The sequence below is a fragment of the Pontibacter mucosus genome (genome assembly GCF_003054055.1).
Lineage (GTDB): Bacteria > Bacteroidota > Bacteroidia > Cytophagales > Hymenobacteraceae > Pontibacter > Pontibacter mucosus.
This window is the reverse complement of sequence record NZ_QBKI01000002.1, coordinates 545,563-563,318: the sequence shown is the minus strand read 5'-3', so window position 1 is coordinate 563,318 and position 17,756 is coordinate 545,563. Positions and strand designations below refer to the sequence as shown.

Genomic DNA, 17,756 nt, shown 5'->3' with positions numbered 1-17,756 from the left:
GCGGTTTATACTTTCTGAAGTATACTTTATACTTACATCCTCGCCCCTTTTTCCTCCTCTAACTGCACCAGGTCCTGCAACAGAGAGAGCGTAACCTCTCCCGGCTTTCCGTTCCCGATCACCCGCTCATCCACCTGCACAATAGGTACGATGCGCTTGGTCGTGCTGGTCAGGAAAACCTCTTTTGCCCCGTACACATCCTCCAGCGTTACCGTGCCTTCTGCAGCTTTATACTTCTTACCGGCCAGCGCCAGCACGTTCTTGCGCGTTACACCGAGCAGCACGTTATCGGCAGGCGTTACCACCGTGTTGTCCTGCTTCACGATAAAGAGATTGCAGCGCGGAAACTCCGAGACCACCCCGTTTTGCTGGTAGAGCACGTCGCTGGCCCCACGCCTGCGGATCTCCCCTATCAGCCGGATGCCCATGGTATAGTTAATCGTTTTGGCGCGCGGCACCTCCCGCACATACTCGTGGGTGATGACGTTGATGCCCTGCTCCAGCATCTCCGGACCTGGGAGGATGAGCGGTTGCTGCTGTATGATAAGGCTGGCTTCGGCTGGATCGTACCCATTCTCCGAGTAGCCACCCGTCAGGATCATTTTCATGCCGGACAGCGGCAGGTTGTTGCGCCGGATCAGTTCGTCTATCGCTTCCCGAAGCACTGAGTCCGGTACAGGAACTTCCAGGTTCATGGCCGCCGCCGAGGCATGAAAACGCTCCAGGTAATCATCCAGGAAAACAGGTTTGCCATGGAACACCCTGAAATAGTCGAACACACCGTAGCCGCGCTGGATAGATAGATCGCTGATGTGCAGGGTTGCCTGCTCGAGTGGCAGCACCTGGCCGCGCACGTAGGCGAAGTTGGGATTAGATTGCATTGTATTTCTTTAACAGCTTAAGAACCTTTTTCAGCGGCAGCGCCTCTACTTTCCGCCCTTCTTTTCCGGTCATGTCTTCTGCCATAAACAGCGAGTTAAGAACAGCCTCTTCCGTAGCCTCTATCACAGCCATAAACAGCGGCGACATCTCATCGTTACGAAGTATGGGAATTGCCTGTGTTTTCTCTTCGGAAGTATAAGGGACGCGCAATTCGGGATTGGTTGAGAAGGCGATCACATAGTCGCCGCTGCCGTTGGAGGCAATGCCTCCGGTTTTTGCCAGTCCCATCATGGCGCGCATGGCCATCCGCTCCAGGTTACGGGCATCCACCGGCGCATCGGTCGCGACAATGATCATGCAGGAGCCGTCGGCGCTGTCCTTGATTTGCTGGTTCATGAAATACTGGTCCAATTCCTTGCCAACCGGCACGCCGTTTACCTGCAGCACGCCGCCATAGTTGGTCTGCACCAGCACGCCCACCGTGTAAGCGCCCGCGCTCTCCGGCAACTTGCGGGAAGAAGTACCGATGCCGCCCTTCCAGCCGAAGCACACTGTTCCGGTGCCTGCCCCCACGTTCCCTTCCTGCACTGCCCCTGTTTTAGCCTGCTGTATGGCCTGTAGCACATGCTCCTCCCGTACGTGCCTGCCCCGGATGTCGTTCAGGTAGCCGTCGTTAGTCTCTCCCACCACCGCGTTCACCGACTGCACCTGCTCGTTTCCGGCCTGCTGTAACGTATAACCCACCACAGCATTCATGGCAGTTCCGACTCCGAGGGTATTGGTCAGTATGATAGGCGACTCCAGGTTACCCAGTTCCTTTATCTGTGTGCTGCCCGCCAGTTTGCCAAAGCCGTTGCCCACATGCACCGCAGCCGGCACCTTTTGCTGAAACACGTTGCCTTCGTGGGGAAGTATGGCCGTTACGCCCGTGCGGATGTGTTCGCCCTCAAGCAGCGTCGTGTGTCCTACGGTAACACCGGCCACATCAGTTATCGTGTTATACTTTCCGGTTGGCAGCACCCCGACTTTCACGCCATACTCCCGGACGCGCTTTCGTCCCTGACCCCAGGCCTGAGTGTACATCACCATCAGAAGTATAAGTATAAAGGTTAATCTCATGGGCAGCTCTCGAATATGGCACTGCCTAAATATAGAGAGGCTGTGGCAGAAATGCTATAGGTGCTTCAAAGTAAACACAGAAAGGATGTCACCTATACTTGAAAGTATAAATGACATCCTTTCAGAATACTGAGTAAGCCGTGGTTCTTAATATTTTGTAGAGCAACTGGAAATGCAGGTGTTGTCCAAACCTATAGCACAGCCCAAAAAGTGCAGGAACTATGCGTGTCTGCTGACTGAACAATAACTGTAACCAATACTACAACAGTCCTATTACCTACACCTTCATCCCTTTGCTCTGACTTAAGGAAATCAAGATGCCTGTCTGGCTAATACTATTTGTCTATGATGATGATTTGGCCAAGCACGATGCTCTTACTCTGTACTTTGATAGTATAAGCACCATGAGGTAACCGTGGAGCAAACTTTATCTCTTCTAGGAAATTTCCTTCAATGTTTGCTTTCCTTTCAAGCCGTACCAATTCACTACCAATGCTGTTATGAACAGTTACTACGAATTCCTCCATGCTTCCTATTCCCTGCACTTCTAACTGTATCCCTTCCCCTGAGGATGGGTTGGGGAATGCCAGCAGCGTAGGCTGGGAGTTTTTCTCTTTCTTAACTCCCGTCATCACAGCCGTCTGCGCCTGGCTGCCGGTAGCGGCAAGGGTGGTATTGAACACCACATCCACCCAATAATTGCTCGCCTGGTAGTTGCTCGTCGGGAAGGCTGGAGTGTTAGAGTACCTGTAGACCCCGTTGCGGCCGCTCTCCCCGTTGGCCAGCCCCCGCAGCGGCCCGTTCACGATGGCCTGGCTCAGCCCCCGGTCGTCGGCTGAGTAGTATCCGGCGCTGCTGTGATACGAGATGACGTAGGTAGTACCAGCCGTGATGGCCACCGGCGAGGAGAAAGAAGCCTGCTGCCAGCCCGAGGCCGTCTCGTTCTGGAACACCACCGAGGCCAGCAGCGCCCCACCGCTACTGTAGAGCTGGCCGGTGTGGGTGCCCGTGTTGCCCGCCTGCTTGTAGAAGCGCACTCCTGTCACGTAGCCCGCTACCGAGGAACGGAACTTCATGCCCAGCTGCAGTGCCCGCCCGTCGTTTTGCAGACTTCCTGTGGGAGCAGCCGAAGCCTGGAAGACCGTGCAAGGACAGCCCGACGGGGCGGCACTCACCGTCACATTCACTGCTTCGGAAGTGGTAACGCCACCAGCGTTGTCGGTAGCCCTTGCAGTAAGCGCATAGCTGCCCGCCGGCACATTGCTCCAAGAGTAGTTGTACGGGCTGGTCAGATCCTCACCTAGCTTGGTGCTACCGCTGTAAAACTCTACTTTGCTCACCGTTCCGTCTGTATCAGAGGCCGAGGCCGCAATATTAATACTCGCCGGGGCAGTAAAAGTGGCATTGCTTGCAGGCGACGTGATTGCTACAGTTGGGGCGCTGTTAGCCGGGGCGTTTACCGTTACATTCACCCCGGCAGATGTAGTAGTTGCCCCCAGGTTATCCGTTGCCTGCGCCGTCAATGTGTAAGTGCCCGCCACCACGCCGCTCCAGGTAAAACTGTACGGGCTGCTGGTATCCTCCCCGAGTTTAGTCGTGCCCTGGAAAAACTCCACTTTGACTATGCTGCCGTCCGTATCCGAGGCACTAGCATCAATCGTGATCGTGGCCGGTGCGGTGAAAGTGGTGTTGTTTGCCGGGGAAGTGATTGCTACCGCTGGGGAAGTATTGGCAGGGTCGGAAACTGTTATATTTACCGCTGCAGAGGTAGCCGAGACGCCGGCGTTGTCTATTGCCCGCGCCGTCAGTTGATAGCTCCCTGCCGGAACATTTTCCCAGCTATAGGTGTACGGACTCGTCAGATCTTCACCGAGCTTCGTAGCGCCGTTATAAAATTCTACCTTGCTGACTGAACCATCTGCATCGGAGGCCGAGGCAGATAAAGTGATGCTTGCCGGAGCGGTAAAAGTGGCATTGTTCGTCGGCGAGGTAATCGCTACTGAAGGTGGTTGGTTAGCCGGAGCGCTCACGGTCACATTCACTGTGGAGGACGTGGTCACAGCCCCTTTGTCGTCAGTTGCCTTAGCCGTCAGAGCGTAAGTACCAGCAACCACACCAGTCCAGTTGTACGCATATGGGCTCGTCAAATCCTCTCCCAGTTTCGTGTCCCCGTTGAAGAACTCCACCTTACTTACCGTGCCGTCTGTATCCGAGGCCGAGGCCGTGATGTTTATGCTGGCCGGGGCGGTGAAGGAGGCGTTGTTGGCCGGGGCGGTAATCGCCACGGCCGGCGCCTGGTTGGCCGGCTGAGAGCCTGTTTCGAACACCACGTCGACAAAGTAGTTGCTGGACTGGTAGTTGCTGGTGGGGAAGGCCGGCGAGGCGGTGTAGCGGTAGACGCCGTTGGCCCCGTCAGCCCCGTTCTGCAGGCCCGTCAGGGGCCCGTTCACCACGGCCTGGCTGAAGCCGTTGTCGTCTGCCGAGTAGCCGCCCCCGCTCGAGTGGTAGGAGATGAGGTAGGTGGTGCCGGCCGTGACGGCCACCGGCGAGGAGAAGGAGGCCTGCTGCCAGCCCGAGGCCGTCTCGTTCTGAAACACCACTGAGGCCAAGAGCGTGCCGGTGCTGCTGTAGAGCTGGCCGGTGTGGGTGCCCGTGTTGCCCGTCTGCTTGTAGAAGCGCACCCCCGTCACAAAGCCGTTGGTGGAGGAGCGGAACTTCATGCCCAGTTGCAGTGCCTGTCCATCGTTTTGCAGGCTGCCTGAAGGAGCAGCGGAAGCTTGGAAAACCGTGCAGGGGCAAGTAGGAGCTGTTCCCCCGCCTATAGTAACATTGACTATTACAGGTACCCCTATGTTCCCGGAGTCATCGAAAGCTCGTGCTCTGATTGCTGCAGCACCTTGTGTCGTAGGTGTCCAGGAGAATGACCAGTTTGTTGTTCCATTTGCAAGTCGCCATGAATTGCCCCCATCGGTAGATATCTCTACCCCGGCAATTACATTGGCATCAGAGGCTGTACCAGTGATGGTAACAGCAGCACCCGCTGGCAGATTAGTACCTTCTGCAGGAGATGTGATGGCAGTTACAGGAGCCTGTGTATCCGTTGAAGCAGTTGCGACAACCAAGCCAGAGCGCAGGCTTCCGGGCTGCGCGCCCATGTCTGCAAAAAGATTAACAGTTGCCTGCTGCATTGCCGGACTTGGTGCTGCACTTCCGCGGTCGTGATTACTATCTAAGCCCCAGGAGTATTGTACAGTTCCGGCGCCGAATACCAAGGCTCCGCTTGTATGCTTATAGAGCGTTAAGTGATGAACTTTCCCATTAATAACGGTTCTGGAGAGCAGGATCCTTCCATTCGGGTAAGTCGACCTGTAGGCCTCTTGCTCAGCGTTCCACTCATAACCAATGGTACCATTGGTTAAAGTGGCGGTTTGCCCACTGCCCAAGGAAGCGACACTGGTATTCCGCCAGAACCTTAACTGACCATAGGTGCCTGGTACCTGAAGGGCAACTGTGTTTTCTTCCCAACTTATCTGACCGGTTAAAGCATTTTCGGGTTGGCAGCCATCTACCAGAATGTCACCTGTTCTATACTCACATCCGCTACGCCATAATCCTGTCCACTCCGGGCTTGGATCACACTTACCATTGCAGGTATTCTCGCCAGATGAACCTTCTTTGTAACAGACCAAGGTCCTATAGGTAGTTCCACTGCCATCAATACTATTTTCCCAGCGTGTTTTCCAGTATACCTCGTTCCCGCTAAAGAACGCAAGACTGGTACCAGCATCGCGGGCGGCTGTTACATGCGCCCGATGAGCCCCCGACCAGTACTCGTCGTGCCCCACGGAGAGGAATACTTTGTGGTTCTTTATGAGTTGGCCGCGACGATCACTGTCTACGTTTGTGGTATAAGTAACATCATAGCCATTGGCCTCTATCCAACGGATCATCGGGTATTCAGCGTTAAACAACCAGTCTTCCGACGGGCCGCCTCCCCCTCCGCCGTTACGGGTCACAAACGGGCGATTGTAGCTTACCTTCACAGCTTTTCCGCCCGAGCCTGTATAGAGGCTTTTGCCATTGTTATTGTCACCGTAAACGTTGTAAGCCTGCCAGGTGGCATCAGAAGTCTGGAATAGCAGGTCAGAAGTGCTGGCATCATCACGAACAATAAACACGATATGGCTGGAACCTCCTGTGTCCGTGCGAGTCAGTTTGGCAAGGTATAACCCAGAGACCGCAGTGCTTGGGATTGCCCATTGGGCAGACACAGCCCAGTTTCCACAGTCGAGCAGGCCGGTACTGGAATTAGTGAGGCAGTTTGGCTGAGATTGTGGCAGCGTGGCCGTTACAGTTCCTGTTCCCTGTAACCTGGCGCCGTTTCCCTGGTAGAAGCCAAGCCGGTATATGGCAATAGTATAGGCTCTCGCACTGGTCTTAATTTTGAATCGGGCAGTTTCACCTTTATTATAACTGATGTCGGTCGCAAACCCTTGGATCGAGAGGTCCCCTGCTCCGCTGATCTGCCATTCTGACGCAGGGTTACCTGTTTTAGCGTTTTCAAGCACGATGGCATTTTGGGCCGCCACAGGCAATATGCTTATCCCCCTAAGAAAGAGAAGCAGGAATAACGCTTTTAGCAGTAGAACATGCCACGCTGAAAAACGGCTCCTAATAAAAGAATCAATATTTGCTTCAGGCAGGACATCTACCTGACAAGGCCTGGGAGCCTGCAACCAGTTTCCGGGGTTATTACATCTTTTCATATTTTTCTTAGAACATAAGCATGTGTTATTTAATCAGCAACACTCGAAAACACCTTCGATCATGGGTAGCAATATCTTCCTCGCCAAATCCACAGCGGCAACTTTATCGAGGTCTGAAGTATAGCTGGACTGGTGTGCCCTATACCAGTCCAGCTACTTTTATTTTGATTTATTTATGAGAAAAGGCTTGCCCTGGACTTGTCGCTTATCGTCCAGGATATATACCACCAAGCCTCTTATGTCGTGAGAAAATTCCACGTCATGGTATGCGCCATCCCCAATAAAGGTGTGTTCCTCTTCACCAATCTGTACTGTGTAGGTCTTTGGAGCCTTATCTGCCTGGCTCTTTTTTATTCGTAGCTTTTTAACCTTATCCGGTAAACTGACGTGCTCAGGCACCTTGTCTGTTGGGTATTCAGCATTACCGATCATCACATTGAATCCCTGTGAGAAAGACAGGAAAGGAATGACTACGAAGAGGGCTACTAAGAAGAACTTCATAATTAAATACATTAGGTTTTGGATAAAATATACTTTCCCGATTGCGTGACCACTTATATCATCTCTCCAGAATAAGCCTTACCGTTTGCACAGCGGAATCTGTCTGTAACCTGATGAGGTAAAGCCCTATTGGAAGTTTTGCCCCATTAAGCTCGACTCTATGCTGCTCACCAGCAGGGGCATACCCTTGCTTTAATGTCTCAATCCGTTTCCCTGTGGCATCATAGAGGCCTAGGTTGTAGTTACTGTCTTCTTCAAGGGCAAAGCTTATAGTTACTTCCCCCGTGGACGGGTTGGGGAATGCCAGCAGCGTAGGCTGATCTTCTTTCCCTCCCCCCTTCTCCGCCATCACCAGTGTCTGCGCCTGGCCTCCGGCGGTAAGGGTGGTGTTAAACACTACATCCACCCAGTAGTTGCTGGCCTGGTAGTTGCTGGTGGGAAAAGCGGGCAGCCTGGTATACTTATAGACCCCGTTGCGGCCGCTCTCCCCGTTGGCCAGCCCCCGCAGCGGCCCGTTCACGATGGCCTGGCTCAGGCCCCGGTCGTCGGCCGAGTAGTAGCCGGCGCTCGAGTGGTAGGTGATGACGTAGGTGGTGCCGGCCGTAATGGCTACCGGCGAGGAGAAGGAGGCCTGCTGCCAGCCCGAGGCTGTCTCGTTCTGAAACACTACCGAGGCCAGCAGCGCCCCACCGCTGCTGTAGAGCTGGCCCGTGTGGGTGCCTGTGTTGCCGCTCTGCTTGTAGAAGCGCACTCCCGTCACGTAGCCCGCCACCGAGGAGCGGAACTTCATGCCCAGCTGTACCGCCCGTCCGTCGCTCCGAAGCGGACCCACAGGGGCTGACGAAGCAGAAAAGACCGTGCAGGGGCAGCCAGAGGGGGCGGCACTCACCGTCACATTGACTGGTGAGGAACTAGTGGAAAGCCCCCCGTTGTCGAAGGCCCGGGCCGTCAGCTGATAAGTACCTGCAGGTATATTGGCCCATGCAAAGGAGTATGGACTCGTCAGATCCTCCCCGAGTTTGGTTGTGCCTTGGTAGAATTCCACCCGAGCGATGCTGCCGTCAGCATCGGAGGCAGAGGCAGTTAGTGTGATGGTAGCCGGGGCCGTAAAGGTTGAATTATCGGCCGGGGCCGTCAGCTGTACGGTAGGAGGCGTATTGGCAGGGGCCGAAACCGTGATGTTAACCACGGCTGAAGTCGTAGCGGCGTTGTCGTTATCGGTGGCCCTGGCCGTGAGTTGGTATGTCCCTGCCGCTACATTGGTCCAGGTGTAGCCCCAGCCGTCATTACCGTCAGTATCCTCTCCAAGCTTTGCCGCCCCATTAAAGAACTCTACCTTACTTACAGTGCCATCCGAGTCTGAGGTCGAGGCAGAGAGGTCAATGGTAGCAGGTGCGGTGAACACTGAATTATTGGCCGGGGCAGTGATGGTCACCGCCGGAGCCTGGTTAACTGGCGCGTTAACAGTGATGTTAACGGCAGCCGAAGTAACCACTGCACCGGTATTGTCCGTCGCCCTGGCCGTTAGCGTGTAGCTTCCCGCCGGCACATCAGTCCAGGTATAGGCCCAGCCGTCGCTTTCATTCGTATCTTCACCAAGCTTTGTCTCGCCCTGCAAGAACTCCACCTTGACCACGCTGCCATCAGTATCTGACGCCGAGGCAGAAAGACTAATAGTGGCCGGCGCGGTGAACGTAGCGTTGTTGGCAGGTGTGGTCAGCGAAACTGTTGGCGGCTGGTTATTGGGAATATTTACTGTAATGTTCACCATATTAGAGACCGTGACAGCGCCTTTATCATCGGTAGCTTTTGCCGTAAGATTATAGGAACCCGTACTAACATCGCTCCAGGTATAGCTGTAAGGACTGGTTAGCCTCTCCCCTAGCTTTGTTTCGCCCTGGTAAAATTCAACCTTGGTAATGGAGCCGTCGGTGTCTGATGCATCAGCTGTGATGGTGATTGTAGCAGGTGCAGTAAACGTGGCTCCAGTATCAGGTGAAGTGAGCACTACAATTGGTGCAAGATTGGCAGGTTCACTGACCGAAACACTAACTATTGAGGAAGAGGATTCGGCACCAAGGTTATCAAATGCCTTTGCCATAAGCTGATAAGAACCTACGTTAACGTTGCTCCAGGTATACTCCCAGCCATCGCTGCTGTCTGTATCTTCCCCTAGTTTTGTCTCCCCTTGATAAAACTCGACCCTGCTCACTGTTCCTTCAGCGTCCGAGGCATCGGCAACTATCTTGATTGTGGCTGGGGCGATGAAACTGGCTCCCTCAGCCGGTGAAGTTATCGCAACGTCAGGGGCCTGGTTAGTAGGCTCCGTAACCGTGATGTTCACGGCAGTCGAGGTTGTCACAGCTCCTCCATCGTCGGTTGCCTTGACTGTTAGCGCATAGTTGCCTGCCTGAACGTTCCCCCAAGTGAAGCCCCACCCATTGCTTCCGTCGGTATCCTCCCCTAGCTTGACTGTGCCCTGGAAGAACTCTACCTTGGTTACATTGCCATCCGCATCGGAGGCCGAGACCGCGATTTCTATACTTGCCGGCGCAGTGAACGTGGAGTTGTTAGCCGGGGTGGTGATAGCTACTGCCGGGGCCTGGTTGGTAGGCTCGCTTACAGTGATACTTACCGCAGAGGAAGTGCCCACGGCACCACCGTTATCCAATGCTCGCGTTGTGAGTTGGTAGGAGCCTGCCGGAACGTTGCTCCAGGCATATGCCCAACCATCGCTCCCGTTCGCATCCTCACCTAACTTCAAGTCGCCGTTAAAGAATTCCACCTTGCTCACTGTACCGTCCTCATCGGTGGCCGTGGCCGTGATGATGATAGAAGCGGGCGCGGTGAAAGTTGCCCCGGTTTCTGGTGAAGTGATTGCTGTCAAAGGCGCCTTGTTGACTGGTTCGTTAACGGTGATACTGATGGCAGCGGACGTGACCACCGCACCAGCATTGTCTGTGGCTCTGGCTGTGAGCGTGTAAGTCCCGGCTGGCACATCCGCCCAGGCAAAACTCCAGCCGTCGCTTTCATTCGTATCTTCACCAAGCTTTGTCTCGCCCTGCAAGAACTCCACCTTGGCCACGCTGCCATCAGTATCTGACGCCGAGGCAGAAAGATTAATAGTGGCCGGCGCGGTGAACGTAGCGTTGTTGGCAGGTGTGGTCAGCGAAACTGTTGGCGCCTCGTTGGAAGGTAAATCATTTGTATCGAAGACCACATCAACCCAATAGTTGGCAGAAAGGAAGAATCTATCTGGAAAATCTGGGTTTGCAGAATACTTATAAACACCATTAGGTCCGTCCTCACCACTTGCCAGCGCACGTAGGGGATGGTTTTCTACAGCTTGTGTAAAGTATGGGTTATTTGCCGAGTAGCCGCCCCCGCTCGAGTGGTAGGAAATGAGGTAGGTGGTGCCGGCCGTGACGGCCACCGGCGAGGAGAAGGAGGCCTGCTGCCAGCCCGAGGCCGTCTCGTTCTGGAACACCACCGAGGCCAGCAGCGTGCCGGTGCTGCTGTAGAGCTGGCCCGTGTGGGTGCCCGTGTTGCCGCTCTGCTTGTAGAAGCGTACCCCCGTCACGTAGCCAGCCACCGAGGAGCGGAACTTCATGCCCACCTGGATGGCCTGCCCGTCGTTATACAGGGCATTTGCAGGTGCATCTGTCGCTTTGAATACTGTACAGGGGCAAGTAAGCGGCCCTGCAGTAACGGTAATATTCACGGCTACAGAAGTAGCCATAGTTCCTTTATCATCGGTAGCCCTGGCTGTGATAGCGTAGCTGCCCGCCGGCACATCATTCCAAGTATAGCTCCAGCCGTCGCTGATATTGGTGTCTTCTCCAATCTTGGTAGTGCCCTGGAAGAACTCCACCTTGCTTACCGTGCCGTCCGGGTCTGAGGCCGAGGCCGTGATGTTTATGCTGGCCGGTGCGGTGAAGGAGGCGTTGTTGGCCGGGGAGGTAATCGCCACGGCCGGCGCCTCGTTGGAGGGCTGGGTGCCTGTCTCGAACACCACGTCGACAAAGTAGTTGCTGGACTGGTAGTTGCTGGTGGGGAAGGCCGGCGAGGCGGTATAGCGGTAGACGCCGTTGGCCCCGTCCACCCCGTTCTGCAGGCCCGTCAGGGGCCCGTTCACCACGGCCTGGCTGAAGCCGTTGTCGTCGGCCGAGTAGCCGCCCCCGCTCGAGTGGTAGGAAATGAGGTAGGTGGTGCCGGCGGTGACGGCCACCGGCGAGGAGAAGGAGGCCTGCTGCCAGCCCGAGGCCGTCTCGTTCTGGAACACCACCGAGGCCAGCAGCGTGCCGGTGCTGCTGTAGAGCTGGCCCGTGTGGGTGCCCGTGTTGCCGCTCTGCTTGTAGAAACGAACCCCCGTCACAGTGCCAGCCACCGAAGAGCGGAATTTCATGCCTACCTGGATGGCCTGCCCGTCGTTTTGCAGGCTGCCTGAGGGCGTAAACGCCTGTGTAAAAACTGAGCATGGGCATACCGCTTCCACTTCAATTATTACCTGAGCCGAAGTAGTCGACGCACCACTGTTATCATAAGCCTTAGCAGTTAGTGTATAGGTAGTTGCTTGTACGCCGTTCCAAGTATAACTCCACCCGTCATTGCCCTGGGTATCCTCTCCTATTTTCTGCTCTCCACTAAAGAATTCAACTCTAGTGACCTCCCCATCTGAATCAGAGGCATTTGCTGTAATGGTAATAGAAGCAGGGGCAGTAAATGTGGCATTGTTGGCAGGGGCAGTAATACTCACAGTAGGGGCCTGGTTTTGCGGAGCATCTGCATCGTAGGTGGCCACATATTCCCCGGGTGAAGCAGGGAAAAAGGCATACTCCACCCCTTTAATAAACTCTGTTTTAACAATTGGTACAGTCGCGCCATTCAGTGTTAGCTTAACCAGGGGGCCGGTCGTTTCTGTCATCGGAAGCATTCCCTGTAAGCTTCTTGCTCCATTTGCCACACTCACTGTAAAACGCAGTTCACCTTCATTCCAGCTCATTGCGCTAAAGGAAGAACCATTCCGCCCGTCGAGCCAGGTAAGAAGCTGCTTAGAGGAAATAACCGGTACATCCCGTGATTTTGCTGAGGCAATTATGGCATCTGACCCATCAGACGTGTTGGCGTCTGTATGCATGTTAGCACAGAACGCTCCGTAGTATCCTTCGCTTCCCAGGGCTTTGTTCAGCAGTTGATCAATAGTATATGGAAAGGTCTGGTCTGACTCATCTGTCATCTGTGTAGTCAACTGGTAGCAGTCAATTAGACCGCCATCAAGGTCTGCAAACCTCATAGGAATACCTGAACCTGTAAACATGCCCGGGCGGTCTTGAACCCAGGGGCTTGGCCAGTAATAATAGTTTGCATCAAGCCTGATTCCTTTGGGGGCTTCCAATTTAGGCTGCGTATGCCAATCGCTCCAGGCTATACAGTGGGTACGGTTTGTTGTAGGAGGGGCAACGCTTGGGTAGCGGCTTTTAAACTCAGCTAACTGGTTGGTCAGGTCACGCTCTAAGGAAGTTGGGGTAAAATTCGCGCAGTTAGTGGTGAGGTGCAGTGCGATCTCAAAACCCTGTTGCTCAAAAGCTCTCGCCTCAGCATCCGATATGGGGGTATTAGGATAAATGTACGAGGTTCCTCTTATGGCACGCCAATCGGCTACTGCCTCCGCACTGTTATCTGAACTGAGGCGAAGGTATTGATTGAAGCGCGCTTTAGTACCCCCGTTTCCGTGGTCATCGCCCGTCATGACCACAACTGCTTTTAGCCCCCTCGGAAAATACCAGAAGCGCGGTACAGGCTTACGGGCATTTAAAGTGATAATGTTAGCCAAGAGGCGCTGCTGCTCATCAGCCTGCGGGATCATTACTTTGCTGAAGTCTACCCAATCCGGGTAGAACTGGTCGTCCGAACGAATAGGCCCCGCCTGTCCATCTCTTTTCTGTCCGGCCCACTGCGGGTTACCCTGGCGGGTGTAGATGATAGATTTTGCCAGATCAAAAGTAAAAGCGACAGCCGCCCCCCCTTGGTTTCCCACAGAGTTTATAGTTACTGCAGGATAAACTGTGGCAGAAGTAGCCGAAGAATAAAGCGTAGCAAGCTTGGTGGCACTATTCACTGTATACAGGTCCGCCTCTCCCTGGTATTGCATTGTCTGGCTCACTATACCTTTTCCAGGCCCTGTGGCTGTGTGTACAAGAAGATACCTATTGGCTAGGGTGCCACTAGCTGGGGCCAGGCCCAGGAGCGGAGCAAGTTTGACATCCGGTCTGAAAGTTATTAGTGTACCGCCTGAAGTGGTCCAGTTACTCAGAAGGGTTACCTGAGCACTGGTTAGAGGTATATTTCCCACTATCACAACATCATAGCTATTTAGCATCTCCGCCGTTACGGCAGTAATATCAGTGGTTGTAAACCCATTCAACCCTTCCGCTATCAGTATCTCTGATGAATACTGACTGAACTTGTTGGCTGTTGAACCTATTAGGAGAATAGCTTTGTCTGTTGAAGCCAAAGCAGAAGTATATCCTGAATCCTTTTCCTTGTATGAAGTAATAGAGGATTTCCCTACCGAGTTTATACTTAAACCAGCATTCGTATAGGCCAGGTTACTACTTGCACCGCTTTCCTGGATATCCGGGTCGCTGGCTGTATACTTCGTATGTAGGGAGTTGCTATTTACCAGCTCCTGAAATGCCTCAATTGCAGGTGTATGCACCTGAAGCTGCGCATAGGTAGCAAGAATAGAGAAGCCGATGATCAAGTGTAAGAAGAGTTGCTTCCACATAGTCGTGACAGTAGATTTCATGCTCATGGTACTTATTTTAGGATATATCTAAGTAATCGATGCTAGGCACGCTCGTATGCGATACAGAAAGGTTTATTTGCAACGATGATTGCAAAGACACAGCGAATGAAGTATCAACTTTACCTTAACAGGCAGGCACATTGATAAAACATATTAAAGACATCCTGATTAGTTGAGTATGATACCCAACATCAGTGTTATTCAGGTCGAGCTGCAGAATTATGGCTATTGTAAAGCAATGCATAAGGTACATGCATTAGCTTAAAGGGTGTATTTATACTACGAGTATAATTTTTTATTGAATATATACAACAGTATGATATGAGGCTTTTTGCTGCATTTATTGGTGAAAATATGTTTTCATGGTGCAGAACCAAGACAAAACAAAGTATAAACAATACTCAATCACAAATAATTACTAATAAAAGGTTACATAGTGTAAATCGGTGAAAAGTAGATAGCCTAAAAAAACTCCTGAGCTGTGCTAACTTCACTTGAAAGGCCTTACTACCGCTGAAAGTTGTAATGACTCCCACTTAAATTCTCTGGAAGCGCCACCATACTTTATACCTATGTGGTTGATACCGTGCATTAGGCGAACATCCAAGTATAAGATTTCTGTTAGTTTATACTCCAATCCGGCTATCAGACCAATATTTCTCTCTTCTGTTTCGTGCATAATATTAGTGAGATTACCTTCGTATCGCTCTTTGGCGTACAGCAGCAAATCAAACTGTGTACCTGCCAGAAAGGCAATATTCCGATTTAGCTGATATTTGAAAAGAACGGGCAAATACAGGTAACCAAGCCTATACTTAAGGCCCATCTCCTTTGCCTCTCCACCTAAATCGGCATACAGGTACTCCTGTTGCAGGTACAGCTTTTTATAAATCGGCACCTCCAACAACGCGCCTCCACCTATACTTACATTCCATGAGGCGTCTACCGGACTGGCTGGTTTGGGAAACCCTTTATTAAAATTCATGTTAGACATCCCACCAGAAAGCTTAACGCCAAACCTCACTTTCCGCTCCATCGCTGCCGTGTTCGTGCCTATACTTTGGAGGGTGCTGTCTTCGCTAAGGGAATCTGCCAGGTAATCTAACATGCCGCCCGGAACCTGACTAGTGTAGGCTAGTGCTGGGAAAGTATAAAACAATAACAGCAGCGAAAAGAAGACGTGTTTCATAGAAATAGAAGAAATATCGCCGCAAGCCAAACAGAAACCTGCACCTCAATTGGTTAAATTATCATACTTTGAACGACTCTATGGCAGCGTGGCCTGGTTAATTAGCTTCCACGCCTTCCAGTGCCCAGTCCTTTTCCCTCACTTCCTGAAGGGCTTTGTTTATACCTTCCTCTAAGGATATTTTTGCCTCCCACCCCATTGCAAGCAGCCTTGACACATCCATCAGCTTTCTGGGGGTACCATCAGGTTTTGTTGTATCTGTGATAATATCGCCTTCAAACTCGACAACCTTCTGTACAAGCCTTGCCAGTTCCAGTATGCTGATATCTTTTCCAGTGCCTATGTTTATAAAGCCACCTTCATTATAGGTCTCCATCAAAAACAAAAGAGCATCTGCCAGGTCATCAGCATGCAAGAACTCTCTCCTGGGTGTGCCACTTCCCCAAAGCAGCACCGAAGAGTCTTTTCTGTTACGGGCTATGATAAACTTTCTGATCAGGGCTGGTAAGACATGTGAGTTCTGCAGGTCATAATTATCATTCGGGCCATAGATATTAGTGGGCATGACCGAGATAAAGTTGCAGCCATACTGCGCCCTGTAATAATTGCATAACTTGATACCTGCAATCTTTGCAATGGCATAGGGTTCATTGGTGGGCTCTATGGTTCCTGTCAGAAGGTAGTTCTCCTTCATAGGTTGGGGACAGAATTTTGGGTAAATGCAGGATGAACCCATGAACAGCAACTTCTTAACATTACTCAGATAAGCAGCATGAATAACGTTGTTCTGAATCATAAGATTATCGTAAATAAACTCGGCTTGATATGTACTGTTGGCGATAATCCCCCCCACCTTAGCAGCAGCCAGAAAGACATAGTCCGGCTTTTCTTCGGCGAAGAAGTTGTTCACCTGTTGCTGGTTCCTCAGGTCCAGTTCCTTCGAGCTTCGCACGACAATATTATGGTAGCCCATGGACTCTAGTTTCCTCATAATAGCTGAGCCGACCATACCTTTATGGCCAGCCACAAATACCTTATCAGTTCTATTCATTATGGTGCTGCTGAGATGTTCCGCAATTAACTTGTTATAGTTTTTAAGAAAGTTGGTTAAGTTATTTAATCGTTTGAGGATGGGTGTGCCCTAAGTTGATGCTTCCCGACGCAATGGTTTGCCTTACATCAGGACTAGGTTTAAGACATGATTCTTCAAAATTGCTCATTATCCTATCTATAGACAGGTATGATTCAGCGTAAGCTCGCGCGTTTTGTGCAAGTGTTTCTGCATCAGCCGTTAGGGCACTAGTTATCCCGTCATTTAAAGCTTGTTGATTTTCGGCATCAACTACAATCCCCATCCTATGCTCTTTTATGAGAGCATACATGCCAGTTCCTTCATTTGCAGTTACCAATGCCAAGCCCCCTACAGCCAGAACTGTATTAAGCTTGGATGGCATAACCAAATCCCCCGCATTAGCCTTCTGCACGATCAGGTGTATATCTGCCATGTTGAGAAACTGGTTTAGCTTTTTCATTGGCTGAAGTGGCAGAAAGAAGACATTCTGCAACTGCATTTCCCTTGCCAAGCCCTGTAGTCTTTCTTTATAAGGCCCTGACCCACAAATGACAAACTTGAGTTTATGATGATGTGCATTTTCTTTAGCCGCATAAAGTATAGCCTCAATACCTTGCTTTTCGCCGATAGCGCCAGAGTAGAGGAGTACCTTATCATCTGGAAGAAACCCGAAAGCCTGTTTCAAATCATGGCGGTTACTAAGCGGGAAAAACTGCTCTAAATCGGTTGTATTAAAGAACAGGAAGATTTCTTTTAACGCCTTCGCCTTCACTTTCCTGGCCATTCCCTCCCCTACACACGTAATCTTATCGCACCTGTCAAAAATAAATTTCTCTAATTTGAAAAGGAGGCTAATTGCAGTTTCAGACTTGATTAAATTCAAATCTCTTGCAGCTTCTATCTGCAAATCATGCACATGACAAATCAGTTTTGTACCTCTGATTTTTTTATAGAAAACCCCAAGAAGCCCAAGACTTACAGAAGGCAGTATGGTAATGGTAAAGTCGAATCTTTTACCGGGCAGCAAGTATAACAATCTAAAGAACGCTGTAATGAAGAACGATAAATCAAGCAACACCCTTTTTAAACCCGTTGGATTCTTTGGAATAAACATAGGGCAACGGTGAACAGCTATTCTGCCTCCTGATTCAAAACATTTTTCTTCTAGTTTATACCATAGTTTATCCTGCGTGTACGGCTCCTGCACTTTCCAAAAGGGATAGTAGGGATAGGAGGCCAATACGGTGCAGTCGTACCCATTTTGAGCCAGCCAATAAATCTGTTCCCCACTATACCTACCGATTCCAGTGGGCTCAGGGTAGAAATTATACCCTATCAATAACACTCTTTTATTCATATTCTTAAGTAACAGGTACAACTCAAGGATAATAGGATTGAGAAAAGGCTGGAAAAGCGCCT

8 protein-coding genes are annotated in these 17,756 nt (G+C 51.6%); all 8 read right to left on the bottom strand.

What is annotated here, in order from left to right:
* Positions 1 to 32: 32 nt before the first annotated feature.
* Entirely contained in the window at positions 33 to 881 is an 849-nt protein-coding gene (locus C8N40_RS05915; protein ID WP_108210853.1) for an aminotransferase class IV, read from the bottom strand.
* Positions 871 to 2,001 (bottom strand): DmpA family aminopeptidase, encoded by a 1,131-nt coding sequence (locus tag C8N40_RS05910; protein ID WP_108210852.1) that lies wholly within the window; start codon positions 1,999 to 2,001, stop codon positions 871 to 873. The genes C8N40_RS05915 and C8N40_RS05910 overlap by 11 nt, the downstream gene beginning before the upstream one ends.
* A gap of 335 nt (positions 2,002 to 2,336) precedes the next feature.
* The gene (locus C8N40_RS22590) at positions 2,337 to 6,590 is read right to left on the bottom strand and encodes a DUF4082 domain-containing protein (protein WP_245905012.1); all 4,254 of its coding nucleotides are present in this window, start codon (positions 6,588 to 6,590) and stop codon (positions 2,337 to 2,339) included.
* A gap of 336 nt (positions 6,591 to 6,926) precedes the next feature.
* Complete coding sequence (locus C8N40_RS05900; protein ID WP_146173518.1) at positions 6,927 to 7,268, bottom strand: hypothetical protein; 342 nt, start codon at positions 7,266 to 7,268, stop codon at positions 6,927 to 6,929.
* A gap of 58 nt (positions 7,269 to 7,326) precedes the next feature.
* Positions 7,327 to 13,305 carry an Ig-like domain-containing protein gene (locus C8N40_RS05895; RefSeq protein WP_146173517.1) on the bottom strand — a complete coding sequence of 1,993 codons (5,979 nt, stop codon included), beginning with the start codon at positions 13,303 to 13,305 and terminating at the stop codon, positions 7,327 to 7,329.
* Positions 13,306 to 14,566: 1,261 nt separating this feature from the next.
* Positions 14,567 to 15,265, bottom strand: coding sequence for an outer membrane beta-barrel protein (locus C8N40_RS05890; protein WP_108210849.1), 699 nt, complete (start codon positions 15,263 to 15,265; stop codon positions 14,567 to 14,569).
* A 97-nt stretch (positions 15,266 to 15,362) separates the two neighbouring features.
* On the bottom strand, positions 15,363 to 16,316 hold the full coding sequence (locus C8N40_RS05885) for a GDP-L-fucose synthase family protein (protein WP_108210848.1): 954 nt from the start codon (positions 16,314 to 16,316) through the stop codon (positions 15,363 to 15,365).
* A 61-nt stretch (positions 16,317 to 16,377) separates the two neighbouring features.
* The gene (locus tag C8N40_RS05880) at positions 16,378 to 17,694 is read right to left on the bottom strand and encodes a WcaI family glycosyltransferase (protein ID WP_108210847.1); all 1,317 of its coding nucleotides are present in this window, start codon (positions 17,692 to 17,694) and stop codon (positions 16,378 to 16,380) included.
* Positions 17,695 to 17,756 lie beyond the last annotated feature (62 nt).